The 25,763-nt window shown below is 44.7% G+C and carries 28 protein-coding genes and 1 riboswitch; of the genes, 10 read left to right on the top strand and 18 right to left on the bottom strand.

Annotated features, from left to right (window positions below):
- Window positions 1–72: 72 nt before the first annotated feature.
- The 3 genes from FIV04_RS00765 to FIV04_RS00755 are packed head-to-tail and all read right to left on the bottom strand — an operon-like array spanning window position 73 to window position 3,050.
- The gene (locus tag FIV04_RS00765) at window positions 73–1,908 is read right to left on the bottom strand and encodes a DUF3413 domain-containing protein (RefSeq protein WP_152467989.1); all 1,836 of its coding nucleotides are present in this window, start codon (window positions 1,906–1,908) and stop codon (window positions 73–75) included.
- Window positions 1,909–1,938: 30 nt separating this feature from the next.
- The gene (locus tag FIV04_RS00760) at window positions 1,939–2,655 is read right to left on the bottom strand and encodes a 3-deoxy-D-manno-octulosonic acid kinase (protein WP_152467988.1); all 717 of its coding nucleotides are present in this window, start codon (window positions 2,653–2,655) and stop codon (window positions 1,939–1,941) included.
- Between the two features lie 8 nt (window positions 2,656–2,663).
- The gene (locus tag FIV04_RS00755) at window positions 2,664–3,050 is read right to left on the bottom strand and encodes a diacylglycerol kinase (RefSeq protein WP_152467987.1); all 387 of its coding nucleotides are present in this window, start codon (window positions 3,048–3,050) and stop codon (window positions 2,664–2,666) included.
- Between the two features lie 102 nt (window positions 3,051–3,152).
- Between FIV04_RS00755 and FIV04_RS00750 the strand changes: the two genes are divergently transcribed.
- Together FIV04_RS00750 and FIV04_RS00745 are read left to right on the top strand one after the other, a co-directional pair.
- Window positions 3,153–4,196, top strand: a complete 1,044-nt coding sequence (locus FIV04_RS00750) for a glycosyltransferase family 9 protein (RefSeq protein WP_152467986.1) — start codon at window positions 3,153–3,155, stop codon at window positions 4,194–4,196.
- 3 nt (window positions 4,197–4,199) lie between these two features.
- Entirely contained in the window at window positions 4,200–4,988 is a 789-nt protein-coding gene (locus tag FIV04_RS00745) for a glycosyltransferase family 2 protein (protein ID WP_152467985.1), read from the top strand.
- Here the strand turns inward: FIV04_RS00745 and FIV04_RS00740 are convergent.
- The gene (locus FIV04_RS00740; protein ID WP_152467984.1) at window positions 4,957–5,991 is read right to left on the bottom strand and encodes a glycosyltransferase family 9 protein; all 1,035 of its coding nucleotides are present in this window, start codon (window positions 5,989–5,991) and stop codon (window positions 4,957–4,959) included. The genes FIV04_RS00745 and FIV04_RS00740 overlap by 32 nt on opposite strands.
- Window positions 5,992–6,097: 106 nt before the next feature.
- On the opposite strand from FIV04_RS00740, the gene coaD reads away from it, so the two are divergent.
- On the top strand, window positions 6,098–6,592 hold the full coding sequence (coaD, locus tag FIV04_RS00735) for a pantetheine-phosphate adenylyltransferase (RefSeq protein WP_150896115.1): 495 nt from the start codon (window positions 6,098–6,100) through the stop codon (window positions 6,590–6,592).
- A gap of 31 nt (window positions 6,593–6,623) precedes the next feature.
- Here coaD and FIV04_RS00730 read toward each other — a convergent pair whose 3' ends face one another.
- The 8 genes from FIV04_RS00730 to FIV04_RS00695 all read right to left on the bottom strand — a co-directional run bounded on the left by FIV04_RS00730 (window position 6,624) and on the right by FIV04_RS00695 (window position 14,137).
- On the bottom strand, window positions 6,624–8,618 hold the full coding sequence (locus FIV04_RS00730; RefSeq protein WP_152467983.1) for an LTA synthase family protein: 1,995 nt from the start codon (window positions 8,616–8,618) through the stop codon (window positions 6,624–6,626).
- 101 nt (window positions 8,619–8,719) lie between these two features.
- Window positions 8,720–9,529: a bifunctional DNA-formamidopyrimidine glycosylase/DNA-(apurinic or apyrimidinic site) lyase gene (mutM, locus tag FIV04_RS00725; RefSeq protein WP_152467982.1), complete on the bottom strand. Its 810-nt coding sequence runs from the start codon at window positions 9,527–9,529 to the stop codon at window positions 8,720–8,722.
- Between the two features lie 57 nt (window positions 9,530–9,586).
- Window positions 9,587–10,180, bottom strand: a complete 594-nt coding sequence (locus FIV04_RS00720; protein ID WP_152467981.1) for a hypothetical protein — start codon at window positions 10,178–10,180, stop codon at window positions 9,587–9,589.
- Between the two features lie 108 nt (window positions 10,181–10,288).
- Window positions 10,289–10,786 carry a hypothetical protein gene (locus FIV04_RS00715; protein WP_152467980.1) on the bottom strand — a complete coding sequence of 166 codons (498 nt, stop codon included), beginning with the start codon at window positions 10,784–10,786 and terminating at the stop codon, window positions 10,289–10,291.
- A 180-nt stretch (window positions 10,787–10,966) separates the two neighbouring features.
- Window positions 10,967–11,134, bottom strand: a complete 168-nt coding sequence (gene rpmG / locus FIV04_RS00710) for a 50S ribosomal protein L33 (protein ID WP_002535344.1) — start codon at window positions 11,132–11,134, stop codon at window positions 10,967–10,969.
- Between the two features lie 13 nt (window positions 11,135–11,147).
- The gene (gene rpmB, locus FIV04_RS00705; protein ID WP_004728407.1) at window positions 11,148–11,384 is read right to left on the bottom strand and encodes a 50S ribosomal protein L28; all 237 of its coding nucleotides are present in this window, start codon (window positions 11,382–11,384) and stop codon (window positions 11,148–11,150) included.
- A 291-nt stretch (window positions 11,385–11,675) separates the two neighbouring features.
- Window positions 11,676–12,350, bottom strand: a complete 675-nt coding sequence (gene radC, locus FIV04_RS00700; RefSeq protein WP_152467979.1) for a DNA repair protein RadC — start codon at window positions 12,348–12,350, stop codon at window positions 11,676–11,678.
- A gap of 113 nt (window positions 12,351–12,463) precedes the next feature.
- Window positions 12,464–14,137, bottom strand: coding sequence for a methyl-accepting chemotaxis protein (locus tag FIV04_RS00695; RefSeq protein ID WP_152467978.1), 1,674 nt, complete (start codon window positions 14,135–14,137; stop codon window positions 12,464–12,466).
- Window positions 14,138–14,343: 206 nt separating this feature from the next.
- Here FIV04_RS00695 and coaBC point away from each other — a divergent pair, with 206 nt between their 5' ends.
- The 3 genes from coaBC to FIV04_RS00680 all read left to right on the top strand — a co-directional run bounded on the left by coaBC (window position 14,344) and on the right by FIV04_RS00680 (window position 17,266).
- Window positions 14,344–15,549, top strand: coding sequence for a bifunctional phosphopantothenoylcysteine decarboxylase/phosphopantothenate--cysteine ligase CoaBC (coaBC, locus tag FIV04_RS00690; protein ID WP_152467977.1), 1,206 nt, complete (start codon window positions 14,344–14,346; stop codon window positions 15,547–15,549).
- 134 nt (window positions 15,550–15,683) lie between these two features.
- On the top strand, window positions 15,684–16,274 hold the full coding sequence (gene slmA / locus FIV04_RS00685; protein ID WP_032551139.1) for a nucleoid occlusion factor SlmA: 591 nt from the start codon (window positions 15,684–15,686) through the stop codon (window positions 16,272–16,274).
- A gap of 23 nt (window positions 16,275–16,297) precedes the next feature.
- The gene (locus tag FIV04_RS00680) at window positions 16,298–17,266 is read left to right on the top strand and encodes a Kdo(2)-lipid IV(A) acyltransferase (RefSeq protein WP_152467976.1); all 969 of its coding nucleotides are present in this window, start codon (window positions 16,298–16,300) and stop codon (window positions 17,264–17,266) included.
- A gap of 77 nt (window positions 17,267–17,343) precedes the next feature.
- Here the strand turns inward: FIV04_RS00680 and pyrE are convergent, their stop codons facing one another.
- Entirely contained in the window at window positions 17,344–17,985 is a 642-nt protein-coding gene (pyrE, locus tag FIV04_RS00675; RefSeq protein WP_152467975.1) for an orotate phosphoribosyltransferase, read from the bottom strand.
- A 106-nt stretch (window positions 17,986–18,091) separates the two neighbouring features.
- On the bottom strand, window positions 18,092–18,808 hold the full coding sequence (gene rph, locus FIV04_RS00670; protein WP_152467974.1) for a ribonuclease PH: 717 nt from the start codon (window positions 18,806–18,808) through the stop codon (window positions 18,092–18,094).
- 251 nt (window positions 18,809–19,059) lie between these two features.
- Between rph and FIV04_RS00665 the strand changes: the two genes are divergently transcribed.
- Window positions 19,060–19,926, top strand: a complete 867-nt coding sequence (locus FIV04_RS00665) for a YicC/YloC family endoribonuclease (protein WP_032551135.1) — start codon at window positions 19,060–19,062, stop codon at window positions 19,924–19,926.
- 52 nt (window positions 19,927–19,978) lie between these two features.
- On the opposite strand, the gene FIV04_RS00660 is transcribed toward FIV04_RS00665, so the two are convergent.
- Together FIV04_RS00660 and FIV04_RS00655 are read right to left on the bottom strand one after the other, a co-directional pair.
- The gene (locus FIV04_RS00660) at window positions 19,979–20,473 is read right to left on the bottom strand and encodes a hypothetical protein (RefSeq protein WP_152467973.1); all 495 of its coding nucleotides are present in this window, start codon (window positions 20,471–20,473) and stop codon (window positions 19,979–19,981) included.
- Window positions 20,464–21,312, bottom strand: a complete 849-nt coding sequence (locus FIV04_RS00655) for a transcriptional regulator (RefSeq protein WP_152467972.1) — start codon at window positions 21,310–21,312, stop codon at window positions 20,464–20,466. Before FIV04_RS00655 ends, FIV04_RS00660 begins: the two co-directional genes overlap by 10 nt.
- A 309-nt stretch (window positions 21,313–21,621) precedes the next feature.
- Here FIV04_RS00655 and FIV04_RS00650 point away from each other — a divergent pair, with 309 nt between their 5' ends.
- The gene (locus FIV04_RS00650) at window positions 21,622–22,185 is read left to right on the top strand and encodes a porin family protein (protein WP_152467971.1); all 564 of its coding nucleotides are present in this window, start codon (window positions 21,622–21,624) and stop codon (window positions 22,183–22,185) included.
- A gap of 80 nt (window positions 22,186–22,265) precedes the next feature.
- On the opposite strand, the gene FIV04_RS00645 is transcribed toward FIV04_RS00650, so the two are convergent.
- Window positions 22,266–22,691: a phosphate-starvation-inducible protein PsiE gene (locus tag FIV04_RS00645; RefSeq protein ID WP_032551132.1), complete on the bottom strand. Its 426-nt coding sequence runs from the start codon at window positions 22,689–22,691 to the stop codon at window positions 22,266–22,268.
- Between the two features lie 175 nt (window positions 22,692–22,866).
- Window positions 22,867–24,240, bottom strand: a complete 1,374-nt coding sequence (locus FIV04_RS00640) for an NCS2 family permease (protein WP_150870478.1) — start codon at window positions 24,238–24,240, stop codon at window positions 22,867–22,869.
- 59 nt (window positions 24,241–24,299) lie between these two features.
- Window positions 24,300–24,399: riboswitch (purine riboswitch) on the bottom strand.
- A 303-nt stretch (window positions 24,400–24,702) separates the two neighbouring features.
- On the opposite strand from FIV04_RS00640, the gene gmk reads away from it, so the two are divergent.
- Window positions 24,703–25,326 carry a guanylate kinase gene (gene gmk / locus FIV04_RS00635; protein WP_032551130.1) on the top strand — a complete coding sequence of 208 codons (624 nt, stop codon included), beginning with the start codon at window positions 24,703–24,705 and terminating at the stop codon, window positions 25,324–25,326.
- A gap of 116 nt (window positions 25,327–25,442) precedes the next feature.
- Window positions 25,443–25,715 (top strand): DNA-directed RNA polymerase subunit omega, encoded by a 273-nt coding sequence (gene rpoZ / locus FIV04_RS00630; RefSeq protein WP_004741437.1) that lies wholly within the window; start codon window positions 25,443–25,445, stop codon window positions 25,713–25,715.
- Window positions 25,716–25,763 lie beyond the last annotated feature (48 nt).

Below are 25,763 nucleotides of genomic sequence, written 5' to 3'. Positions count from 1 at the left end.
CCGCCAGTGGACAACTGGCGGTGGGTTTAATTTATTAGAAATTATAGTTTCAAAACCAATTAATATTCGTCATCACTTACTAAAGCGACTTATCTGCTCTAAAGCACCTTGAAGGTGAGCAAAGTTTGGCTGCCCCCCTTTAACTTGACGATTTGTTTTGTCCATAAATTGATATTGGCCACCAGCGCCCACTTCTAAGATGTTGTCATCGGAAATCACAGCATACCCACTATAGTTCGATGAGATGATCCAATCTCTCTCAATGTGATCACCCAGCAAGTCTTCCCCTACTGAATAATCTTTGATGTCGGTGGTTACTCCGAGATAATGCTTCATGAGTGTTGGAACTACATCTTGGTGGCTAGTCAGGCTTTGTAAAGACCACTTTGTATCTAGTTTATTGATGCCTGGACCAAATATCGCAAAAGGCACTTTCACTTGAGCATCGGTAAAGTTGCTGTTGTGCCCCCAAAAATTCATCTTATTGTCATTCATTTCTTGGCCGTGATCGCCCGTAATAATTACGACTGTATTCTCAAGATCACCCGTTTCTTTTAGCTTGTTCAACACTTGTGCAGCTACGGTGTCAACATAGCGCACACTCGTCTTATAGCGATTAAAGAATGGTTGTGGATCGGTCTCATTGTTCAGCTTTAAATAGTTAACCACTTGTAGCATTGGTTCATAACGAGGTTCGAAACCTTTAGGGAAGTCATAACCATGCGGTGCATCATAGAACAGGAACGAAAATGCCGGTTTCGACTGATCTCGCTTCTCGTACCAATCTAACCAATCTTTCGTCAGATCAGCATCAAGCTCTGAAGGTCGGTTACCTTTCGAGCCAATACGAAGATTTTCAACATTGGTGAATACTGTTTGGTTAAACTCAGGTTTTCTTAGCTGTGCGGCAGTAAAGATACCTAAATCGTAATCCAGTTCCTGTAGACGATCGATGAAAACAGGGCTTTGTTGATTAGCTAAAAAGCCATGCCAGTATGTACCAGGAATACCATAAAACAGACCAAAGATACCGGTGCGAGTCGCGTTGCCTGTAGCCATATGGTTTTCGAAGATTAAACCGTCTTGAGCGTATTCCCACATGACTGGCGTATTGTCAGCATTAAATGTGTCATATCTCCAAGAATCGACAACAAGGAACATAATGTTGATTGGTTTTTCGACACTCTCTACCCTCAAAGGAGATAGCGGATAGTTGAGGTCGCTCTTACGATTTAACGTCAGTGACTTTTGGCGAGCAATCGCTTCTTCATCGATCCAACCATACTTTTTCATCATGCTGTTTGACGTAGCTGGATAGAATAGAGGTAAGTAACGCTTCACCATGGTCACAGGCTGATACGCATGCGCAGCTGCCCAGATATGGATACCGTGAGTTGCCAGTAGCGTTAGGAGAGTAATAAAAACAAACTTACGGCCTAGTTTGTACGAACGTACTGGTGCATCGTTTTCCAACCAGCGGATTAAAACCCACTGAAGTCCAAGCAGTAAAGCAATACCACCTATCACCATCACCCACGTAATCAGTGGGAAGCTGACAATTTGCCCGGAGAGTACCAGTTCAAGAACAACGGCATTGATATGGAAACGGTACTGTGCAAAAACAATCGTATCGATGAACAGTGTTGCTACACCAATTGATGCGATGATTGCTTGTAATATGTTTCTTGGGGTTTTGGGTAGGAATAAGCTAGGTAGCGCCACTAGACCGATTAACGCCGCAATCAGCGTCATCTGCCCAAAAACAGAAACAATAATAAAAACGACGGCTAATGGTTCTGAAGGAAACTCAGGCAAAAATGAGAAATAACGACATGCAATCAACATGGCAACGAGAGCATTCACCAGAATAAACCACCCGTGTGCATGTAGTCTCTGTTTCAAAGACATATTTACTATCCTAACTATTTTTATAGATGACTATTTAGCAAAATAATCATTGTATCCAGCAAGAAGCGTTTCAAATTCATCTTCTTGCCAATGTATTTGACGTTTATTCAGCTCTTTAAAGAAAGAGCGCTTTAGGCGATCGAGGTTAGATTGCTTCCAAGAGCTCCCTTTGCCATAACCACACTTATCGAAATCGATAATCCAAATTCGATCTCGCTTATCGATAAGAATATTGTGAATATTTAAATCGGTATGATTAACACCCACGCTGTGCATCTTCGCGATTTGGTGTCCAATATCACGATACAGGTCTGCCGAGACTGAGGTTGTTGTCAGGATATCGACAAGGTCCGTGGCACCAGCAATCTTCTCACTCAACAAATCCGCTCGATATGATAATCCAGCTTTGATCGCTCTCGCGGCGATAGGTTTCGGAACATTCACACCAGCTTCGATCAAATCATTAAGCAGCTGCATTTCCATAAAGCTGCGTGTCTTGTCCCAACCACTAAACCAATAACTATCTTGTACCAACTTGCCAAATAGACCGCCACGGCGATAGTGTCGAAGTGCTGCTGGTAGTTTCCCGGTATCGACAAACCACGTTATGCCTCGGCCTGTTGCACTGCCTATTACACTTTCTTGGCCTTGCCAGTATTCGATATCAAACACTGACTCAGGGGGATGATCCAACAACTGATCGTCAAACCATATGACAGAGTTGCTTGCGCGGATTTTTTTGATCATGATTTAGATTACCAATAGTGACTGATCAGAATAAAAGCCCAAGTAAAACCCGCAAATAATAGAGCAACAAGTACTGCTGCGGAGCCTATATCTTTGGCTCTGCCACTGAGTTCATGGTGCTCGACACCAACTCGATCAACAACCGCCTCAATAGCAGAGTTCACCAACTCGACAATTAACACCAGAACCACAACGCCCAACATGAGAACTGTTTCTACAGGGCTGACATCTAACCAAATTAACGCAATGATCGCGGCAAACAGTAAAACCAGCTCTTGTCGAATAGCTGCTTCATATTTGAATGCGGCTTTTAGACCCTGAATTGAGTATCCTGTTGCTTTGATGATCCGTTTCAGTCCGGTATTTCCTGGTTTTCCTTGATTTTCTATCGTCATGTGTGAGTCATCTGCTATTTGATTGGTGTAAAACGAGCACTATTTTACATTTATCGGCACTCTCTGCATAATCTTAGGCAATTAAATTTGCGAGCGATTTTTATGCCCCTTTTTACTCAAGCACCTGAATCTGTTTGTTTTTTGCGTTTGTCTGCCATCGGTGATGTTTGTCACGCGGTCGCAGCAGTACAAGCTCTGCAAAAACAATGGCCTACAACCAAGGTCACTTGGATCATTGGCAAGGTCGAAGCCCAACTATTGGAAGGACTAGAAGGTGTAGAGCTTATCGTCTTTGATAAGAAAGCTGGCTTTGCTGGCATGAAAGACGTTTGGAAAAAGTTATCTAACCGCAAGTTCGATGCTTTAGTTCATATGCAGTTAGCTTTGAGAGCGAGCTTGCTCACTTTGGGCATCAAGGCCAATTATAAAATCGGCTTTAACTTCAAGCGCGCTAAAGAGGCTCAGTGGCTTTTTACCAATAAAAAAATCAAGGATGTTCAATCGCAGCATGTTCTAGATAGTTTCTACTCTTTTGTCGAATATTTAGGCGTACCTCGTTCTATCCCAGAATGGAACTTACCTATTGGTGCCGAAGAGACTCTGTTTGCCAAAGAAGTATTGAACCAAAAACCTACGATTGTGATTAGCCCTGCGGCAAGTAAAGATGAACGTAACTGGTTACCTGAGCGCTACGCCGAACTTGCCGATTATGCAATATCCCAAGGTTATCAGGTGGCAATCTGCGGCTCACCAGCTGAACGGGAAGTAGCTCTTGCAAATGCGATCATGGAAAAGATGGCTCATCCCGCTTTAAGTTTGGTCGGAAAAACCTCTCTAAAACAGCTCGCAGCAGTCCTCAAGGAAGCCGCTGTTGTTGTTGCTCCTGACTCAGGTCCAGCTCACATAGCCACAACTCAGGGAACACCAGTTATCGGCTTATATGGTCACAGCAACCCTCTAAGAACAGGTCCTTATAACGACCTATCTTCTGTTATCAGTGTTTATGAAAAACACGCTGAACTGCAACATAAAAAGCCTATATCGGAGTTACCGTGGAGTACTCGGGTTAAAGGCGACCATGTTATGGCTGATATTTCCGTAGCATCTGTGGTGCAATCTTTCGAACAAATTACACAAGGTAAATAACTCATGACAAGCTCAGCAAAACCAACATTGGCTGTCGCACTCATTGTTAAGAATGAAGCAAAAAACCTCGATGCTTGCCTTAAGACAGTAGCTGAGTGGGTTGATGAAATCGTCATTCTTGATTCCGGTAGTACCGATGAGACAGAAAAAGTCGCTCGCAAGTACACGGAAAAGTTCCATGTTAATAAAGATTGGCCAGGATTTGGTCCACAACGACGTCTTGCCCAAGAATATGTCGAGTCAGACTTTGTTTTGTGGTTGGATGCAGACGAACGTATTACCGATGAGCTAAAGGTAAGTATTCAACAAGCCGTTGAAAAAAATGAACCAAACACGCTTTACAGCATATGTCGCTTAAGCTGGGTATTTGGTCGCTATATTCGTCACTGTGGTTGGTATCCAGATAGAGTTGTAAGATTGTACCCGACTCAATTAACTCAATATGATGGCTCACTAGTCCACGAAAAAGTGGAAATTTCTACAGATATGAACGTAAAAGAGTTGTCTGGAGATGCTATCCACTATACGTACAACGACCTACACCACTACCTAGTAAAATCGGCAGGCTATGCTCAAGCTTGGGCGGAACAACGAGAAAAGCGTGGCAAAAAGAGTAGCATCCTAGAAGGCATGCTTCATGCTGTTGCGTGCTTTCTAAAGATGTATGTATTCAAAGCAGGCTTTTTAGATGGCAAGCAAGGCTTCCTGCTTTCCGTATTGTCTGCGCACTCCACTCTTGTGAAATACGCAGACCTTTGGATTAGGACAAGTACTGAGAAGCCCAAGGATTAAGCTGTTCTAGAGTCGTATTGATATCAATACGACTCATATCTGCTTCCATTTCCTCACCTCCTCCTTTTGGCGGAGAAAACGCAAGATGGCGCTTATCAGAGTTTAGGGGACGCCAACGAAGAGGGGTAGAAGAGCGTTTGCTCGGAAAAAAGCCGACTGTTGGCACATCCAGCGTAGCTGCAATGTGCAATGGTCCGGTAGAACCAGCAATGAAGACACTTGCACACGCAATCGAGCGGGTAAAATCAATCAAACCATCGTTCTTGGAATAAACGACACCTTTACCGCCTTTCTTCACGACTAAATCGAGAAGTTGTTGCGCCTTCTCTTCTTCCCCCGGTCCAGCGGTAACCACAAGCTCATGAGTATGTTCCAATCCAGTTAACATCGTCGCATATTGCTCTAGTGTTAGGTTATTCGCTGACCCACCTGTTCCCGCATGAACAAACAGCCATGGTTTACCGGCGTCGATATTGAGTGCTTCTGTCAATTTCTCTTTTTGCTCATTTAATGTTTGCTTTGGAAAAGCGAAGTAAGGCGCTTGAGGCTCTATCACCGAGACTGACTGCTCGTTTAAAAAAGCTCTAATAAGATCGAGGTTGTATTGGTACTCTGGCTTCGCAGACTGAGAGCGTCTCTGCTTAATTCGATGATTATAAAATATCTGTGCAAACTTAGTTGCAGGTGCCAATCGGTATTTTATTCCAGCTTTCCATACGAGCAGCGCGTTGTAAGTAGTCGAAAACAGGTTAATAGACGCATCAAACTTTCTAGATTTAATGTTAGCAACAAGTGCCTTTTGCTCCGCTTTATCTGCATTTGTGCTGCAATCTACGATAACGTCGTCAATCCATGGACAAAGCTCAGCTAATTGCACAGTATATTTAGGTACAAGAGCAGTAATATGAGCTTGAGGCATCGATAACTTCAGCATCGCAAAGCTTGGCCAAGCGAGCATAAAGTCACCAATTTTATCGTTACGAATAACTAGAATTTTTTTCATTTCGGTGCCTACCATCTATTTTTCTTCCTTAATCATACCGACTAAGTTAGTGAAATAGGAGTGTATTTGTTAGCATTAACGCAGATTAATCAATTGAGAAAAGATTGTGTCAAATAAAACTCTATCACGTGTTGTTTACCCAGGAACCTTTGATCCATTGACGAATGGACACCTTGATCTAATTGAACGAGCATCAAAGATGTTTGACGAAGTGATCATCGCTGTTGCTGCCAGCCCGAGTAAAAACACCATGTTCACATTAGAAGAGCGTGTAGAGTTTTGTATCGAAGTCACTAAGCACCTTGATAACGTGACAGCACAAGGGTTCAGTGGACTCATGGTCGATTTTGCGAAAGAAGTCGAAGCAAACGTCTTAATCAGAGGCCTGCGCACAACGGTCGACTTTGAGTACGAATTTGGACTAACCAACATGTACCGTAGACTCATGCCTGGCCTAGAGAGCGTATTCCTAACGCCTGCAGAAGAGTACGCCTTTATCTCTTCAACTATCGTCAGAGAGGTCGCCATTCATGGTGGTGACGTCACTCAGTTTGTACCGAAAGTGATCGCCGAAGCACTTCATAATAAAAAGCATATTTAAAAAACGGCCCTCAATTCTGAGGGCCGTTTTGCTATTTAGATTCGGAGTCAGCCATCACTTGGTAGCGTAAATAGTAGTTCTGCAGTTTATGATACTCCTGAGCCCAATGCTGGTCTGGATTTTCAACACTGCTATTCAAGTTAAACAAGCTATCTTCATCACTCCAAGGAAACAGCTTTTCTGCATTCGCATTGGCAAACGCGCCATGATTGGTAATTGTACGCGAAGCATTATATCCAATATTAGCCACACCGCTTTTAGACAACATGTTTTCGCCACCTAGAGAAATGTATTCTTTATCAGACAAGCTGAAATGATACAGCGTTGGATAGACATCTCGATGTGAGCCAATTCTACTCTCATCATATTCGTAATCTGTATGCTCTAGAATTTCTTCTGGCACATACATATAAAATGGCACACCAAACGTAAGACCAAACTCCTCTTTAGAATCCGTGGCTAAATAACGCATACGGTGATCGCCTGATGCGGCTATCACGGTTTGCTTCCCTAACGGCGATGCCTTCACACCAGTAATGAATTGCCCCAGAGAGTCGTTCGCATATTGGTAAACCTGAAGTAGATCATTCGCTTCCTCCTCCATTGAACCGAGTAATCGTTTTAGGCGATCGCTTTCTCGTACTGGCTTAGCCTGATAGTCTGAAGGCGCTCTAAATGGAGAATGATTGGTTACAGTCATGATGTATATCATCTGTGGCTTGTCTGCTTCATCAAGCAGTTTACGAGCAAACTTAAAGGTAAATTCGTCTGGAACTCCCCAGGTATCCGCTTCCTTTTTAGCTTCTGGGAATGCTTTAATGATGCTATTTTCGTCATAAACAGTATCAAAGCCTTGGCGAGGTAAGTAGTTAGCGAGATTTCGCCACATGCTGTTACCACCATATATAAACACAACGTCATAGCCCGCCTGTTTATACGGCAAGACAGCAGAACTTGGTAACTCAACACGTTGTGCACTTGAGTGACTGATTGTCGGTACATCACTATGGAACAGCATCATAACAATACTGTCTATCGTCGCAGATGTACCCGCCATGAAACGCTCAAAGACAAAATCTTCATCAAAGTGTTTTCTTAAAGAACCCAACAAATCATTGTTTTCTGAGTCATCTTCTACAAGCACATTGTTTCCAAGTCCCTCCATCAATGCCATAACAACATGAGGTTGATGAGCTTCTAGGTAATCATTTTTAGGCGTCGTATAAATCGGATCAGGTTGCCCCAATACTTTGATCATTTGCTGCTCTAGAGCTTGCTTAGAAATAGGCTCAAATTTGGATTGTTTTTTGTAGTCACTCTTAGCCCAATCTAGCGCCATAAACGCGTTGGGCGTAATGTTATTAAGCGGAGCATATTGTGATACATTGGCATGATAGCGCTTCAAAGGCAGCGTACCGACAGAACCTCGAGCAATAACCACTGTCACAGCAATCATAGCGACAACAGACACAGTAACTTGCCACCAATGACGAGTACCCCAGCTTTTATGCTTGAAATAGGCAATGAGCTTACTTGAGCCAACATAGCCTAATAGTCCAACAAAGATAGCCGTCAAAAAAGAACGTAAGATTGGGTAATCTACCCAAGCATTTTCTAGTACCGCTTCAGTATCATCATCTATTAACCCAAAAACAAAGACATCAATATATGTCCCGTAAGTGACGTAATAGTAATAATTGGCAATCGACATTCCCGACAATAAGAAAAATATCAAGGCGCTATAACCAGGAACAACTCGAGTAAACTTTTTATAAATAAAAGAGAAGCTAGAAAGAATCAGCCCCACCAGTAACAAAGGGGCAAATCCAATTGCGACCACTTTGGCGTCAAAACGAAGTCCAACCCAGAAAGCCCGCCAAACATCTGTTTCGATACCAATCAGTTCTGAAGGGTTCACAACCTGAAAATAGAACAATGCACGAGATAGAGACAGGAGTGCAATACCGGCAATAAAGAGCACGATAATTGTGCGAGTTAACTTACGATAGTTTTGGTCAAAATCCATGTTTCACGCTTCTGGATGGGATGGTCTAATCAAACGCAGCATGATATCACAGCTCAATACCATGCTCGGATCATATTGGAAAAATGGGAGCTCCAAAGATATTAGATTTGGCAAGAATCACAGAAAAACGTGTTCCTTTGACCTATTTTCTGCTCCTGCAATTCTTCACCACAATTTGGACACGGCTCACCCGCTTTGCCATACACCTGTAACTCTTGCGCAAAATAGCCAGGCTTACCATCCGCCTGAGCGAAGTCTTTCAGCGTTGTTCCACCCTGCTTAATCGCAGTTGCCAATACTTGCTTTATTTCTTTTGTGATTAGATCCCACTCTGCAGATGTCACTTTGTTAGCAGGGCGAAGAGGATGGATTTTCGAAGAGAACAGAGCTTCATTAGCATAGATATTACCGACGCCAACCACGACTTTGTTGTCCATAACAAACTGTTTAATCGCAACTCTGCGACCTTTCGCCTTTTCAGCAAGGTGAGTAGCATTAAACTCTTCGGTTAAAGGTTCAGGGCCAGATCCTAGTAACACTGGATGTACCTCATCAGGCTTGGACCACAGCCAAGCGCCAAATCGACGAGGATCGTTGTATCTCAAGATCTTTCCGTTGGTTAATTTGAGATCGACATGGTCATGTTTACTAGGAGCCAACTCTGCATCAAGTACCCTTAATGAGCCAGACATGCCTAAATGGACAATCGCATTACCTGCCTGAGTTTGAATGATCAAATATTTAGCACGACGAGTTATCTGCTCAATCACTTCACCCTCCAACTGTTTAAGTTCTTGAGGGATATCCCACCTCAACTTTGGAGTTCGAAAAGTAATAGATTTAATCGTTTGACCAACCAAGTGCGGGCTTATGCCCATACGGCTTACTTCAACTTCAGGTAACTCTGGCATATTACGCTCTTTTTAATCACAAAGGTTTAACACGATATTCTCGTGTAAGCCCATAGATTACAACTCAAAAGTTAACCCTAAAGAGAGCCACATTAGTTCTTCCCCAACTTTTGCTTCCGAAAAATACTTGCCATTGTTGTAACCAGCCAAAACCGACGCATCATCTTCGACTAATGCAGTGGTGGTGGTATCCGTTGCAAGTTCAAACCCAAAGTAAAATGGGTAATCCTCACTGGCTAAGTTGTATTGATAGCGCGCAATAGCAAATGTCCCCCATTCACCATTGGTAATAGCATTCTGATGGGTCGGGTCTAAAATTCTATCGTCGACTTCGTATTGCTCTTTCGCATACAGCCCTTTGTATTCAGCCGAGATCCAATGCTGATCATTGACTCGATATCGAACACCGCCCGCGTAGGTTTTTGAATCACGAAAATCTGAATTCCCCATTGCGTACTTAGCGAAGATATCCCAAGTTTCAAACTCATAGATAAAGCGGATACCTAAGCCACCCTCAACACTGTTTTTGGTGTGATAGAAACCCGGTTCGCCAACATAAGTACCGTCTAAAAGGTTGGTGCTGACTTCAAAGGTATGCGAGTGCACATAGAGTGGTAATAAGCTTAATAAAACAACGTGTCGTCTTTTCATATTGCTATCCCTAAAAACAAGCCCTAGAAGTTGAGCTGTCTTTCAAGTGTAGGAAGCAAATTGCATTAGCGACAAAACAAAAAGAAAAAAGTATTAGATTTCGAGTTGTTAGGGCATCAAGTACTCAGATTCAACCGACACCGCGAGCCACTTACCCTGCCAGTTCTTTAGAAGCCAGAAATCGGGTAATTGGTAATAAGTAATGCGCTGAGGCTCTTCTTGGTTTTGGTACCACACCTCGATGGTCTGTGGTGAGGTGAGAGACGCACTAAGGGATTGATATGTCTCAGAGTCTACTTCGGTACCGACAAGCTGTTGCCAACGCTGTGAGAGGGTTTTAGCGCTTGGTTCTGTCAATTCTAGAGGTCGGCCTTGTTCCTGATACTCCCAGCCATCCTCGCTCAACACAATAGACCACTGAGAGAAGTGCATTGCGGTGATTTGGTCTGATGGGTTCAGTAGGTAAGGAAAGCCACTTTCCGACGTAATTTCGGCTTCTGGCTCTAACAAATAAGTTTTAATGATCGTTGGCAGGTTGAGTACACCTATAAAGGCAATCACACTTAGAATTAGAATGTTGTTCCAACGGCGACCACGGTATCTCATTGCTTTTACTCATAAGTTATCAGTACAAAGAAGACTCAGTATAGCGTGAAAGTGACGGGATATTCTATCGGGTAGATATTTGGGCAAGCAATGCGGCAAATTATAGGTATAAAAAAACCCAGCAATAAGCTGGGTTTTTCAATTCTTTCTTCTACTTAAGAAGAGCCAAAAAAGCATCAATTACTTGATTTTCGCTTCTTTGTACATAACGTGTTGGCGAACTACTGGATCAAACTTTTTGATCTCAAATTTGCCTGGCATGTTACGCTTGTTCTTGTCAGTTGTGTAGAAGTGACCAGTACCTGCAGAAGATACTAGACGAATTTTCTCACGAATGCCTTTAGCCATTGCTTAATTCCTCTTAAACGTTTTCGCCGCGTGCACGGATATCAACAAGAACAGCATCGATGCCTTTCTTATCAATGATACGCATACCTTTAGCAGTTAGACGTAGTTTAACAAAACGTTTTTCGCTCTCTACCCAGAAACGATGAGTTTGTAGGTTCGGCAGAAAACGGCGCTTAGTAGCATTGCGTGCGTGTGAACGGTTGTTACCCGTTACTGGACGCTTACCAGTTACTTGGCATACTCGGGACATGAATGTCTTCTCCAATCGTTTCAGCTCGATATCAACCTTGGTGGCCGAACCTCTCTATCTGTAAAAAATAGAAGGTAAAAACCGTTATGGAAAACCCATACAAGGCTATCAAAGGTCGCGCATTATACTAACTTGACGCGCATTGCTCAAGACCCGAACAGATCCTTTTTAAGGATTTCGTGATCTTTTTTTGTGCAACACAGCTTGCTTGAGTAATCAGAGCTGATTTAAGGTCTAAAAATGTGGGCGAATCATAGCAGATTTCTAGCAACTAACAAGCCAAAATGTGATTCAAATCCACCCACGTTCAGCAAAAGAGACCACTTCACCGTCGCCAACCACGAAATGGTCGAGCACCCTAATGTCCACTAGCGCCAGCGCATCGGTTAATCTGCGCGTAATTCTCCTGTCTGCTTGGCTGGGCTCTGCGACACCAGAAGGATGGTTGTGGGCTAATATCAACGCAGCAGCGTTGTGAAACAGAGCCCGCTTAACGACTTCTCTGGGGTAAACAGACGCAGCGTCAATGGTGCCTTCAAACATAACCTCATCTTTAATCACCCGGTTCTGATTGTCTAAAAATAGGATATAGAAGGCTTCGCGTTGGCGATCCCTTAAAACACTCGAAAGATAAAGTTTTGTGTGGGTCGGGCTCGTTAGAGCATCGCCTCGGTTAAGTGTCTCGGCAAGGTAGCGCTGCGTCATCTCCAGCACCGCTTGCAGTTGAACATATTTGGCCTGCCCTAGCCCTTTATGTTGGCAAAACTCTTTCTCTGAAGCAGAAAACAACTTGCGCAGCGAACCAAAGTCTTGGATAAGAAAATCAGCCAGCTCAATAACGTTCATCCCCCGCGTACCGGTCCGCAAAAAAATAGCGAGTAGCTCGGCATCCGACAGTGACTGTGGTCCGCGCTGCAACAGTTTTTCTCTTGGCATTGAATCGTTGGGCAAAGCTTTAAGTGTCATTAGGCGGCTCTGTTGGTGAATAAGCACCTATTGAACAAAATAAAAAACGAAAGTCGTATCTGACTTTCGTTTTTTTCGTTAATCACTACTTTTCTATGTAATTGAGCGATCCATCAAAGCTTAAAGTTTCCAACCAGATCGTGAATTTCAGATCCTGATTGCGATAACTGGGTACTGATGCCTTCTGCATGTTGAAGCGTGTCATTGATATGATTCACGATTTGCTGAATCGCCACTAGGTTCTGATTGATATCCTCAGCAACCGCACTCTGCTCTTCTGCTGCCGAGGCTGTTTGAATACCTCTATCTCGAATCATACCGATAGATTGGTGCACGCCGGACAGAGATTGCTGAATCATTGACGACTCCTCAACTGTCTTCGCACCGCGCTCCTGGCTCGCCGACATAGTCGTCACTGCTCTTGATACGCCCGTTTGCAGCTGTTTGAGCATATCACCAATCTCATGGGTACTGTTTTGCGTTCGACTTGCTAGCGAGCGAACCTCATCAGCAACCACGGCAAAACCACGGCCTTGCTCACCAGCACGTGCCGCTTCTATCGCCGCGTTCAATGCAAGTAAATTGGTCTGCTCAGCAATTTCACCAATCACATCGAGCACCTTAGTAATTTGCTCGGTCTGTTGGCTCAGTTCAGCAATCACCTCCGAGGAGCTATTCACTTCATCAACCAGCTTACTGATCCCATCAATCGCTTGATCCACTTCGCGCTGCGCTTCGGTCACTTGGCCGTTTGCATCATCAATCGCCTGTGCCGTTGCATGGGTATTACTTGCGACCTCTTTGGCTGTCATGCTCATTTCCGTCACCGCCGTCACCACTTTATCGGTTTCAAGGCAGTGGTTTTGCATTTGAGCACTAGCTTGAGATGTCTGCTGATCCAGTTGCCCAGAGACGCTTTGCACGGTATCAGCAGAACGTTGAATGTCTTGCATCAGCGGATGAAGCTTGTCCATGAATTCATTGAATGCCGATGCCACCTCACCCACTTCATCCTTACTTTCCATTTTCAGACGCGCCGTTAAGTCACCGCCGCCCGCCGCCACATCTTGTAAAGACTTAGCAATATGTTGTAGTGGTTTAATGCCTTTAGACACAATAATGCTCGTCAGCACGCTAGTGATAATAAGGCCGATGACTGAGATTGTTATCGCGGACAGTGTATGTTCATTCAACTCTTGGGTACGCAGTTCACGCTGTATCGCCACTTGCTGATCAATATCATCAATGTAGATCCCGGTACCAAGCACCCAGTCCCACTTAGGTAAATACTCGGCATAACCTAGTTTTGGCGCTTGTGCATCAATGCTTGGTTTATGCCAAGAGAAATAAAGGAAGCCATCGCCGTTTTTAGATGCATCAATCAACCCAGCAATGACTGCCACGCCATTTTCATCTTTCAAACCGATGAGATTTTTGCCTTCCAGAGATGATTTAATCGCATGCAGCGTGTTGACCCCTTTTGAGTCATACGCAAAGAAATAGCCATCACTTTCAAAACGCATCGCTTTAAGGATTTCTTTTGCTGCTTGTTTGTTATTGCCATTGACGTCTGTATCGTACAGTGGCTTTATCGCTGTAACCCCCATCATCATGTAGGCTTGCAGCTCTTTTTTACGTGTATCGATCAGCTCTTGTCTATCGCGAGCCAATTCCGCTTCTAAGCTATTACTGCCGTTTATGTAATAAACCACCGAGATCAATGTGGTGATCAACAACAAAGGGATCAGAGTCACCAACAGCAATTTACCTCGACTTTTCAATACCATCTTATTCCACTACCTCATTATTGTTATTTTTCCCCTCCGATCTTGCAGAACGGGCCAGGATTGTCTGTGAAGTAAGCAAAAGTTTTATATAACTCTCAGCAATTAATATTCTGTAGTTTGATATCGATTAGCTTCCCATCAGATTTGCGGGGGCGATGACAGATTCAGTTGTGCTAAACTCGTCGCCAGAAAATTGGAGATTTAAGATGCAAACACTAGCAGGAAAGAAAATTCTACTCGGCATCAGTGGCGGTATTGCCGCGTATAAATGTGCGGAGCTAACACGTCGCCTAATAGAAAGAGGTGCACAGGTCCAAGTGGTAATGACGCACGCAGCGAAGGAATTTATCACCCCACTCACCATGCAGGCTGTCTCGGGTAGACCGGTTTCTGATAGCTTGCTTGATCCTGCGGCGGAAGCGTCTATGGGCCACATTGAGCTAGCAAAATGGGCTGATCTGGTGCTACTTGCTCCTGCAACTGCAGATTTGATTGCTCGTATGGCCGCTGGCATGGGTAACGACCTATTGACCACGCTCGTTCTTGCCACTGATGCGCCAGTTGCGGTATCTCCTGCGATGAATCAGCAGATGTATGCACACCCAGCAACGCAAGAGAACATTGCGACTCTGAAGCGTCGTGGTTGCCATATTTGGGGCCCAGCGGCTGGAGAGCAAGCGTGTGGTGATGTTGGCATGGGTCGCATGCTAGAGCCAATGCAGCTGGTTCATCGCTGTGAAGCCTTCTTCCAACCTAAGCCAATGGCCGGGCGTTCAGTACTGATCACTGCAGGTCCAACCCGTGAAGCGATCGACCCTGTTCGCTACATCTCTAACCACAGCTCAGGCAAGATGGGTTACGCGTTGGCAGAAGCTGCAGTTAAGCTCGGTGCAACGGTAACACTAGTGAGCGGCCCTGTTGCTTTAGCAACGCCAGAAGGTGTAACACGAGTTGACGTCGAGAGCGCGCAGCAGATGTTCGATGCAGTTATGGGCTCAGCACCACGCCATGATGTCTTCATCAGCTGTGCGGCCGTAGCCGATTACCGTCCACACACGGTGGCTGAGCAAAAGCTGAAGAAGGTCGATGGTACTGATGATATGTCTATCGAGATGGTTAAGAACCCAGACATCGTCGCTTCTGTGGCGAGCATGACGCAAGATCGCCCATTCACCGTTGGCTTTGCTGCAGAAACTCAAGATGTAGAGAAGTACGCACGTGGCAAACTGGAGAAGAAGAACCTCGATATGATCTGTGCCAATGATGTATCGGTAGAAGGGCAAGGCTTCAACAGCAACAACAACGCTCTTAACCTTTACTGGAACGATGGCGATAAGTCACTCCCACTAGAGAGCAAAGAGACATTAAGCTTCAAGATCTTGGAGCAAATCGAAACACTTCTTGAAGCGTAGCCGCATTTTTGCGCTGACAATACCCTGACACCTCTCGATTCTGTTGACCTAATGCTTACAGAACTAGGAACAGAATTGATTGGTGTTTATAATCCTCTTCACTCATCATCCTCTCTATTAAAGGAAGTAAACAGATGGCTGGTACCCGTAAATCAAACCGTCGTGAAGAAATTCTACAAGCGCTTGCGCAAATGCTGGAGTCAGCAGAAGGCGCATCTCGTATCACAACGGTGAAACTGGCCAAGCAGGTCGGCGTATCAGAAGCTGCACTTTATCGCCATTTCCCAAGTAAAGCGCGCATGTTTGAAGGGTTAATCGAGTTCATCGAAGAGGCGCTAATGTCGCGTATTAATCGCATCCTTGATGAAGAGAAAGATACCTTAGAGCGTATTCGATTGGTGCTCCAACTGATCCTGGTTTTCTCAGAACGTAACCCTGGCCTGACTCGTATTTTGTCTGGTCATGCTCTAATGTTTGAAAACGAACGCCTACGCGATCGCATCAACCAGCTGTTTGAACGTATCGAAACACAACTGCGTCAGATCCTGCGTGAGCGTAAGATTCGTGAGGGTAAATCTTTCCCTGTGGATGAAAGAATTCTTGCAGCTCAACTGCTTGGTCAGGTTGAAGGCAGTCTCAATCGCTTTGTGCGTTCAGACTTCAAATATCAGCCGACTGAAAACTTTGATGCCTACTGGGCGCTACTGAGTGCTCAAATTAAATAAATTCATTAACCTAAGCGGTGCTTATGACGACACAAACCAGTTCGACACAACACGTAATCACCAAACCACCTTTTCAGCTTTCGCTACTGCACCCTAAATATTGGGGCGTTTGGTTCGGTTTTGGCTTGCTTGCCTTCATTGTTAATGTGCTGCCTTATCGCGCTCTCCTGCTGTTTGGCCGCTCTCTTGGTGCTCTTGGTGCTCGTTATGGCAAAAAGCGCGTTGCGATCACCGCACGCAACCTAGAGCTCGCATTTCCAAACAAGCCCACCGATGAAGTCGATGCCATGGTGCAAGAGAACTTCAAAAATACGGGCATGGCACTGATTGAAACCGGCATTACTTGGTTTTGGCCTACGTGGCGCTTTAAGCGTTTACTGGTAGACAAAGACACCCAAGCACTCCGTACTCATCAGCAGAATGGCAAAGGCGTGCTACTGTGCTGTGTTCACGCTCTCAATCTAGAGATCACTGCTCGCGGTATGGCGGTACTGGGTATTCCGGGTCTTGGTGTTTATCGCCCACACAACAACCCTGCTTACGAATTTATTCAGTACCGTGGCAGAACTCAAAATGGCAACCGCTTGATTCACCGTAAAGACGTTAAACGCATGATCAAAGTACTGCGCAAAGGAGAGATCCTTTTCTACCTGCCAGATCATGATTACGGCCGTAATAAGTCGGTATTTGTGCCTTTCTTTGCTGTCGAAGATGCTTGCACCACCACTGGTACCAGCATTTTGGCTTACACCAGTAAGTGTGCACTGGTTCCGGGCTCTGGTTTTAGAAATGAAGATGGGAAGTATGAGATCATCGCCAATGAGTCCGTGGAAGCAGATTACCCACAAAAAGATGAGAAAGCTGCGGCGGCTTACATGAACCGCTACCTAGAGAAAACCATCTTAAGAGCACCAGAACAGTGGATGTGGCTGCACAAGCGCTATAAAACCATGGAAGACCCAGAAGTGCCAAAAGGCATTCGCTACAAATAACTGAGCTTTAATCAAAAAGAAAGGGGCTGATGATTCATCAGCCCCTTGTGCATTTTATATTCTTGAACAGAATCGTATTAGATGCCGTACTCAGCGCGGTACGCTTTTACAGCTTCTAGATGCTCTTTGTCTGTACCTTTCTCTTCAAGGAAAGTTACAAGATCTGTCAGGCTAACGATTGAGATGATTGCACAACCGAAATCGCGCTCAACTTCTTGAATCGCAGACAGTTCGCCTTTGCCCTTTTCTTGACGGTCAATCGCTACCAAAACACCCGCTAGGTCAGCACCGTTCGCTTGGATGATTTTCATTGATTCACGAATCGCTGTACCTGCAGTGATTACGTCGTCCACTAGCATGATACGACCTTCAAGAGCGCTACCAACTAGGTTGCCACCCTCACCATGGTCTTTAGCCTCTTTACGGTTAAAGCAGTAAGGCGTGTCTACATCGTGGTGATCTGCCAGTGCAACTGCAGTTGTTGTTGCGATTGGAATACCTTTGTATGCAGGGCCAAACAGTACATCAAATTCAATACCAGAATCAGCCAATGCTGCTGCGTAAAAACGGCCTAGGCGCGCTAGGTCACGGCCTGTGTTAAACAATCCAGCATTGAAGAAGTAAGGGCTCTGACGGCCAGACTTTAAAGTAAACTCACCAAACTTAAGTACTTCTTTCTCTAGTGCAAATTCAATAAATTCACGTTGATATGCTTTCATGCTCATCCTCTATATTTACTCAATAAAACTTAACTTACTCTCTGCACTACCCTTTCGGGTTCTACAGACAAAAAAATAGCTCCTTAAAAAAGGAGCTATCTAAAAACTATTCTGCCAACGCCGACTTCTGCGCTTCAACAATATCGGCAATGCCCTTATTCGCCAGGGCTAAAAGCTTCATCAGCTCTTCGTGGCTGAACGGTTCGCCTTCTGCAGTACCTTGAATCTCAATCATCTTACCGTCTTCCGTCATTACAACGTTCATATCGGTATCGGCTGCTGAGTCTTCAACGTATTCAAGGTCACACAAAGCTTGTTCACCAACGATACCAACTGAGACTGCCGCTACATGGCCTTTCATTGGGTTCGTTTTAAGCTTACCGCTCTCTAACAGGTGGTTAATCGCGTCAGCCATTGCTACGCTCGCACCAGAGATAGACGCAGTACGTGTACCACCATCTGCTTGGATAACATCACAATCGACTGTGATCATGATTTCACCCATAGCTTTTAGATCAACCACAGCACGTAGGCTACGAGCGATCAGACGTTGGATTTCCATCGTACGACCGCCTTGCTTACCGCTCGCCGCTTCACGACGGTTACGAGTGTGTGTTGCACGTGGCAGCATACCGTATTCAGCGGTAACCCAACCCTTTCCTTGACCTTTTAACCAACGCGGCACGTTCTCTTCTACCGTTGCGTTACATAGAACCTTGGTGTTACCAAATTCAACCAGCACAGAGCCTTCAGCATAAGCTGTGTAGTTACGAGTAATTTTAATTGGACGAACTTGATCTACGGCGCGGTCATTTGGACGCATAAGTATCTACCTTATTAGTCTTATCGTTAGGTGTTTAACTATTGAAAGTGTCTGTCACCTAAGAAAGGGGTGAGACAAATTGGATTGGGGCGAGATTATATAGCAGTTTGCGGTGCAAAGCTATTCATCCTGAAGCTCCTAACTTCCAGAGAAGCTTCTAAACCGACAATGCGATGGCCGCACATAGCACCCCGTATCGTGATACTATGCGTGCGCGTTATTTTCAGAATGATAAAAGACAGGAAAATTCGATGATTTATAGTATGACGGCATACGCACGTAAAGAAGTAAAAGGCGATTGGGGTACAGCAGTGTGGGAAATCCGCAGTGTAAACCAGCGCTACCTTGAAACTTACTTCCGCATGCCAGAGCAGTTCCGTGGCCTAGAGCCAATCCTTCGCGAGCGTTTTCGTAAGCGCCTAGCACGCGGTAAGGTAGAGTGTAACCTCCGCTTTGAAGCAAACCCTGCAGCAAAAGGTGAGCTGAGCATCAACGAAGGCCTAGCACAGCAAGTGATCAATGCTGCGAACCAAGTAATGGGAATGACTGGCGAAGAGAGCCGCCTGAACCCGTTCCAAGTAATGAACTGGCCAGGTGTGATGGAAACACCAGAGCAAGACATGGACGCGATCAACAAAGACCTTCTAGCTGCGTTTGATGACGCAGTCAAAGATTTCATTGACGCACGTGGCCGTGAAGGCGACAACATGAAGGCTCTAATCGAGCAGCGCCTAACTGCAATCACAGAAGAAGTCGTTAAAGTTCGCGCACGCATGCCTGAGATCCTAGAGTGGCAACGCGAGCGTCTACTGAATAAGTTTGAAGAAGCAAAGATTGAACTTGAAGGTGCACGAGTTGAGCAAGAACTGATCCTACTGGCTCAAAAATCTGACGTAGCGGAAGAGCTAGACCGTCTAGATTCTCACGTGAAAGAAGCGACCAATATCCTGAAGAAGGGTGGCGCATGTGGCCGTCGTCTAGACTTCATGATGCAAGAGTTTAATCGTGAATCAAACACGCTAGCGTCTAAGTCTATCAGCACAGACATCACTGCATCTGGTGTAGAACTTAAAGTTCTTATCGAGCAGATGCGTGAGCAGATCCAAAACATTGAATAATCTATTAGGTTTCTACCTAACATGATTCGAAAATAGCTCCTGATCTCAGGGGCTATTTTTTATAGCAAGTATAGTTCCTCTCTTCTGCATGTCCTTTGCTAAACAAGAACAGGTGCTCACCTTGCACTTTGTACATCAATTCAATTTTAGCTCTCACCAAGGCATCCATATCACGCACAAGGCTGCCACTATCTACAGGCTTTAAATCCCAATCGATATGATGGTAGGCAACCGATAGTAAACCGTTTTCAGCGGTGTAATCCGCTTCAAAGTAGACTTCATAAGGTTTGGTTCCCTCAGCCGCTGTTTTAAAGTGACCCTTTTGAAAAATCAGCAACGTTTTATCCGAGGTGAACTCTAGGATAGAGCGATCAGCGATCTCTTGATAACCGCTATAGCCTTGCGTAACAAACCCCTCATCGAGTTGTACACATGCCCAGCGCGTACCCGCCAAATGTTGCTGATCAAACTTCCATTGATACAGCCCGATAGCGATAACGCTGACTAAAAGTGCGATGTTGAAAGCGATGATTGTTTTTAACCGCATATAGCTCTCGCCCTCTTAATGGCTTTTACGACTGTCTCTGGAATCTGCTCGATTGTCACTGAATGGTTCACATAACTGGCGTTCTTGCTGCCATGTTTGGCAAACGCGAAGGCTTTAATCAGATAAACGCCATCGTCATAAGCCGACTCTGCTACTCTCAGATATACATCTGCATGACAGGTAGGAATAGACTGAGTTGCTAACTCATACGCGAGAAGCTGCCCGTCGCTGATCAAATATGCGCTGTCGTGAAGGTAAAAGTCGGTCGCACCAACTTGAAAGTGCTGATACTCGCTTGGTTGGATAAAGTCTGGTTTTCTTATAAAAGGTTTAGCCAGCAAGACAAAAATCAGACAGGCAAGTAGAAACGCTGTTACCACACCATGCCACAGATAAAGGTTCTCTTTGTGTTTGATAGGCGTGCTAACTTTGATAGGTTCATCGACCTTGCTGGTCTCAGCCAGAATAACATCGCTCTCTTGGCTTACTCGAATCGTCCTATCTTCAACCTTCTTTTTTACAGGCTCTTCAGCGCAGTGAATTTCAAGTACGTAGCCAATCTTACTCACTGTTCTGATAGTGACATCAGTAACGCCTAATTGTGCGAAGCTTTTTCTTAAACCCGAAATGACATTAGTGATCGCTTGGTCGGTAACTAGAGCACCTTCCCAGCACGTTTCAAACAGACACTCACGGGTAACGTGGGCACCTTGATTCTCTAACAGCAAGCTCAATACGGCATAGGGCAGTGGGCGCAATTGGATGCTCTCGCCTTCCACACTCGAGAGTGTTCGAGTGGTAGGATCAAGTATCAAATTGGAAAAATAGACTCTATGCATAGGCTCACTGTTACTAGATTTTGAGCAAATTTCACTCAAAAATATACCGCGGTGATTATGATCCTATCATTACTGACTCTGTGGTGTAAGTGGTAGTCTGAAATCTACTACCAATTTAAAGAACAGTGCCAACAAAAAATACACCACCATATATATCAATGAGTTACACAATAAATGTAAAAAGAAATAAAAGGAAAAGCGTCAATAAACCGACAATTCGTGAAGTTTAAATGAAATCCATCTTTAGTTTTATATTGGAAGTGAACACACAATGCACACTGTTTTTTTATCCCCGATGAGATTAATAAAATGAAAAAAGCAGTGATCCTTTTGGCAGCATTTTCTGCCTTCGCAGGTGCTCAAGAGCAAGCCGTAGAAAAAGACGTATCTGGTTTTTATTTAGGCGGTGGTTTCGGTACTACAACTTATGATGATGACGTGTCTGGCTCAACACTAGAAACCAATGATTCAACCTTTAAACTAATCGGTGGTTACCAGTTTAACCGTATCGTCGGTATCGAAGCGCAGTACACCAAGTATAGTGATGTAACAGCACCGCAAACTTCTGGTGCATTAGAACCTACTGCTATTTCTGTTGCTGCAAACCTTGGTTACACTTTCGACAGCGGCTGGCGCCCATTCGGTACCGTTGGTTTATCACAAGTATCAATTGATGTTCCTTTCGGAAAAGATGAAGATGAGACAGCTCTGCGTTTAGGTGCAGGTGTTGAATACACCCCTGCAAGCCTGGAGCATTTAAACTTCCGTGTTGCATACGAAGTTGACACATTCAGCATCGATACGGGCTCCCCTGAATACGACGTTACTTTCCAACTTGGTAGCTTCTACGCAGGTGCAACCTACAAATTCTAATAACTAACACTTCGTTAGCTAGAAAGCAAAAGGGCGACTCAGTGTCGCCCTTTTCAATATTAGCCTACTTTCACTCACCATTACTCATCTGGCTCTTGAGTTCGTCTATCGACATATGGCCAGTAATGGTGCCCTACTCGAATCAGTAGTGTCGCAGCCGCAAGAATAAATGCAGCCACCGCCAGCCAAACCACCAGCACCGCATCCAACTCTTTCATACCTAGCGTGATATATCGAGCAATGGCCATCATTGCGATATAGATAGGATATCGAACCGGGATCTTACCGTTCACCACAAATTGCTGCACCATCGCTAACACTTCGAGATAGATGAACATCAGCAGGATGTCAGTCAAAAGAACGCGTTTTTCAGCAAACACATGCATGAACTCTTCAACCATCGCAAACAGGGTCGCCAATGTAATGGCCACCAGCAGTACGGCTTCAAGAATATGGAATATCTTCAAGAAAGGTCGACTAAAACCTTTTGGTAAATGAGAAGGCATAAACACTCTAATTACTAATTAAACCTGCCAATACAATAGCATGCCTCTATCAAAGTGGCGCTATCTGTTATGACCAACTTTAGGCGTAGAGCGTGACAGCGATGTGAATACTTATCCAACACGCAAAAAAATGGCCCTGCACAATGCAGAGCCACTATCAAAACATCAATACCGACTACAGAAGCAGTAGGTATACAAGGAACACAACCGACAGTCCGTAAATCAGTGGGTGTACCTCTTTGCCTTTACCCGCTACAACCATAGTGAATGCGTAGCTGATGAAGCCCATCGCCATGCCGTTCGCAGGAGAGAAACTCAATACGGTAAACATGATGGTGAAGAACGCCGCAATACGAGACTCTTTCTTCTCCCAGTTGATCTGACCAAGGCGGCCGACCATGTAGATGCCCACCACTACCATCGCTGGTGCAACCATAGCTGCCGAGAAGATAGAGAAGATTGGGTATAGGAATAGTGAGATAAGGAACAGACCCGCAACCATTACAGCGGCAAGACCCGTCTTCGCGCCTTGAGAAGAAGCAATACCCGACTCAGAGAAAGCCGTAATCGAAGTGGTACCCAGAACAGAACCAATCACAGTACCGCCAGCATCTGCTACTAGTGCTGACTTCGCGTTTGGCACTTTACCGTCTTTATCAATGATACCCGCATCACGGCCAACACCAACAATGGTGCTCAAGCCATCAAAGAAATCGACAATCAGGAAGATAAGAACGATGAACAGTAGATCAAACATTTTCTCTGGCGTGAAGGCCGAGAAATCAAAGATCGCACCGAAGCTGCCCGCCATGCTTGGTGGCATAGAAATTAGCTCATCAGGGATTGGTGCATTAGACGTACCCATGAACAAATCAGCGATGATAGTCAGAGCAATCGCCGAAACAAACGAGATAAACGTTGCCAGCTTAATATCACGAACCATACAGCCAAGCGCAATGAAGATACTCACGTAAGCGATGATCACTTGTGGGTCTGAGATGTCACCTAGGCCAACCAGTACAAACGGGTTAGAAACGATAATGCCAGCGTTTTTAAGACCTAAGAACGCGATGAACAGACCAAGCGATACCGTGATCGCCAGCTTCAGATCTTCTGGAATCGACTCAATCATCGACTTACGAATGTTGGTCAATGAAAACGCAAGGTACAAAATGCCCGATAGGAAAATACCAAATAGCGCTTCATTCCACAGTACCGCCACCGAGCCGCTTAGTAGCAGGCCTTTAAAGAAGCCGTTCATGCTCATACCTGGAGCTAACATTACCGGGTAGTTACCCCAGATACCCATAATTAGGGTCGAGATAGCCGCAGCCAAAGCAGTTGCCGTAAATACCGCGCCTTTATCCATACCTGGAATACCGCCAAGAATGGCAGGGTTCACCGCTAGGATATAGCTCATCGCCAAGAAAGTAATAAAACCTGCGTATAGCTCAGTGCTAATCGTGGTCTTTCTTTCAGAAATCTTAAACAGAGAATCCAACGAACCAGACGAGGTGTTTTGGGCCTTAAGGGTGGAATCGGTACTCACAACAAAACCTATGCAAAAAAATAAGAAATTGAAGATTCAAATGCTGCGAGAAAAAGAGAGGTTTCTGCACTAAAAACTGTAGTCACCAAGATAGGCTCGGTAGTAGAAACATCTAGTCCATATCACTAGATATATACAGCATTTAATCGTTTGCGCGGATTGTAAGGGTTAAGATTAAAACTTCAACAAATTTTGTCTGGATCACATAAAAAAGTACCAATAGCCACTCATCACATTTCTAGAAAGATCCTTGGGAAGATCATTTGCCAACAAATAACGATCAAGCCAGTTGTTCTGAATCATTGAAATATGCTACTCTTCGCCTCCATTTTTCTGACCTAATTTTCACCACATTGCGTGTACACTGTGCACAGCAGAGGTGAGCAAGAGTTCGGTCAGTGCTATCTTTTATAGTGAAGAGCAACATCTTCACTCAATCCAACCAACAGTGGAAACATACAGATGGGCAAAGGTACTCTTTACATCGTATCTGCACCTAGTGGCGCAGGTAAATCGAGCTTGATCTCAGCAATGCTAGAAACCAATCCAACCTACGCAATGAAGGTATCTGTTTCACACACCACTCGCGGTATGCGCCCTGGTGAAGAGAATGGTGTTCACTACCACTTCGTTGAAAAGCATCACTTCGAAGACCTTATCGGTAAAGGTGAGTTCTTAGAGTATGCAGAAGTGTTTGGCAACTACTACGGTACCTCTCGCGTATGGATTGAAGAGAACCTAGAGCGCGGTATCGACGTGTTCCTAGATATCGACTGGCAAGGTGCTCGTCAGATTCGCGAACAGATGCCTCAAGCGAAGAGTGTATTCATTCTACCACCATCAAACGGTGAGCTAGAGCGTCGCCTGAATGTTCGTGGTCAAGATAGCGCAGAAGTTATTGCGAAACGCATGAGCGAAGCGAAGTCAGAAATCTCTCATTATAATGAGTATGACTATGTGATCGTGAATGATGACTTTGATGCAGCCCTTATGGACTTCAGAGCTATCATCCGTGCGGAGCGCTTAAAAGAAGATAAGCAAGCAGCAAAATACAGCGGCATGCTTACCGCTCTACTGGCGGAATAGTCTAGCAAGGCTAGATTTTCCATTGAGATAAGTATACGGTGATCTAGAAAGTCACTAATTAAGCTTGTATACTTTCTCGTCATTCAAAATTTATTAGTTAACTATTTGGAGTCCTCATGGCACGCGTAACTGTTCAAGACGCTGTTGAAAAAGTTGGCAACCGTTTCGACCTAGTTCTTATTGCGGCTCGCCGCGCTCGTCAAATGCAAACTGGCGGTAAAGATTCACTAGTGCCTGAAGAAAACGATAAGCCAACGGTTATCGCACTTCGTGAAATCGAAGAAGGTCTTATCACTAAAGACGTACTAGATGCTCGTGAGCGTCAAGAGCAACAAGAGCAAGAAGCAGCTGAGCTTGCAGCAGTAAGCAGCATCGCTCACTCTCGTTAACTCTTATTCGCAAAAAGCGTCATTGTTATTCGAACTAATTAACCTTCC

The sequence above is a fragment of the Vibrio sp. THAF190c genome (assembly GCF_009363355.1).
Taxonomy (GTDB): domain Bacteria; phylum Pseudomonadota; class Gammaproteobacteria; order Enterobacterales; family Vibrionaceae; genus Vibrio; species Vibrio fortis_A.
This window is presented reverse-complemented; position numbering and strand designations above follow the sequence as displayed.

Excerpts from the sequence above, each read along its gene's own strand:
- FIV04_RS00765 (WP_152467989.1), bottom strand. The coding sequence starts at position 1,908 with ATGTCTTTGAAACAGAGACTACATGCACACGGGTGGTTTATTCTGGTG.
- FIV04_RS00760 (WP_152467988.1), bottom strand. The coding sequence starts at position 2,655 with ATGATCAAAAAAATCCGCGCAAGCAACTCTGTCATATGGTTTGACGAT.
- FIV04_RS00755 (WP_152467987.1), bottom strand. The coding sequence starts at position 3,050 with ATGACGATAGAAAATCAAGGAAAACCAGGAAATACCGGACTGAAACGG.
- FIV04_RS00750 (WP_152467986.1), top strand. The coding sequence starts at position 3,153 with ATGCCCCTTTTTACTCAAGCACCTGAATCTGTTTGTTTTTTGCGTTTG.
- FIV04_RS00745 (WP_152467985.1), top strand. The coding sequence starts at position 4,200 with ATGACAAGCTCAGCAAAACCAACATTGGCTGTCGCACTCATTGTTAAG.
- FIV04_RS00740 (WP_152467984.1), bottom strand. The coding sequence starts at position 5,991 with ATGAAAAAAATTCTAGTTATTCGTAACGATAAAATTGGTGACTTTATG.
- FIV04_RS00730 (WP_152467983.1), bottom strand. The coding sequence starts at position 8,618 with ATGGATTTTGACCAAAACTATCGTAAGTTAACTCGCACAATTATCGTG.
- mutM (WP_152467982.1), bottom strand. The coding sequence starts at position 9,529 with ATGCCAGAGTTACCTGAAGTTGAAGTAAGCCGTATGGGCATAAGCCCG.
- FIV04_RS00720 (WP_152467981.1), bottom strand. The coding sequence starts at position 10,180 with ATGAAAAGACGACACGTTGTTTTATTAAGCTTATTACCACTCTATGTG.
- FIV04_RS00715 (WP_152467980.1), bottom strand. The coding sequence starts at position 10,786 with ATGAGATACCGTGGTCGCCGTTGGAACAACATTCTAATTCTAAGTGTG.
- rpmG (WP_002535344.1), bottom strand. The coding sequence starts at position 11,134 with ATGGCTAAAGGCATTCGTGAGAAAATTCGTCTAGTATCTTCTGCAGGT.
- rpmB (WP_004728407.1), bottom strand. The coding sequence starts at position 11,384 with ATGTCCCGAGTATGCCAAGTAACTGGTAAGCGTCCAGTAACGGGTAAC.
- radC (WP_152467979.1), bottom strand. The coding sequence starts at position 12,350 with ATGACACTTAAAGCTTTGCCCAACGATTCAATGCCAAGAGAAAAACTG.
- FIV04_RS00695 (WP_152467978.1), bottom strand. The coding sequence starts at position 14,137 with ATGGTATTGAAAAGTCGAGGTAAATTGCTGTTGGTGACTCTGATCCCT.
- coaBC (WP_152467977.1), top strand. The coding sequence starts at position 14,344 with ATGCAAACACTAGCAGGAAAGAAAATTCTACTCGGCATCAGTGGCGGT.
- slmA (WP_032551139.1), top strand. The coding sequence starts at position 15,684 with ATGGCTGGTACCCGTAAATCAAACCGTCGTGAAGAAATTCTACAAGCG.
- FIV04_RS00680 (WP_152467976.1), top strand. The coding sequence starts at position 16,298 with ATGACGACACAAACCAGTTCGACACAACACGTAATCACCAAACCACCT.
- pyrE (WP_152467975.1), bottom strand. The coding sequence starts at position 17,985 with ATGAAAGCATATCAACGTGAATTTATTGAATTTGCACTAGAGAAAGAA.
- rph (WP_152467974.1), bottom strand. The coding sequence starts at position 18,808 with ATGCGTCCAAATGACCGCGCCGTAGATCAAGTTCGTCCAATTAAAATT.
- FIV04_RS00665 (WP_032551135.1), top strand. The coding sequence starts at position 19,060 with ATGATTTATAGTATGACGGCATACGCACGTAAAGAAGTAAAAGGCGAT.
- FIV04_RS00660 (WP_152467973.1), bottom strand. The coding sequence starts at position 20,473 with ATGCGGTTAAAAACAATCATCGCTTTCAACATCGCACTTTTAGTCAGC.
- FIV04_RS00655 (WP_152467972.1), bottom strand. The coding sequence starts at position 21,312 with ATGCATAGAGTCTATTTTTCCAATTTGATACTTGATCCTACCACTCGA.
- FIV04_RS00650 (WP_152467971.1), top strand. The coding sequence starts at position 21,622 with ATGAAAAAAGCAGTGATCCTTTTGGCAGCATTTTCTGCCTTCGCAGGT.
- FIV04_RS00645 (WP_032551132.1), bottom strand. The coding sequence starts at position 22,691 with ATGCCTTCTCATTTACCAAAAGGTTTTAGTCGACCTTTCTTGAAGATA.
- gmk (WP_032551130.1), top strand. The coding sequence starts at position 24,703 with ATGGGCAAAGGTACTCTTTACATCGTATCTGCACCTAGTGGCGCAGGT.
- rpoZ (WP_004741437.1), top strand. The coding sequence starts at position 25,443 with ATGGCACGCGTAACTGTTCAAGACGCTGTTGAAAAAGTTGGCAACCGT.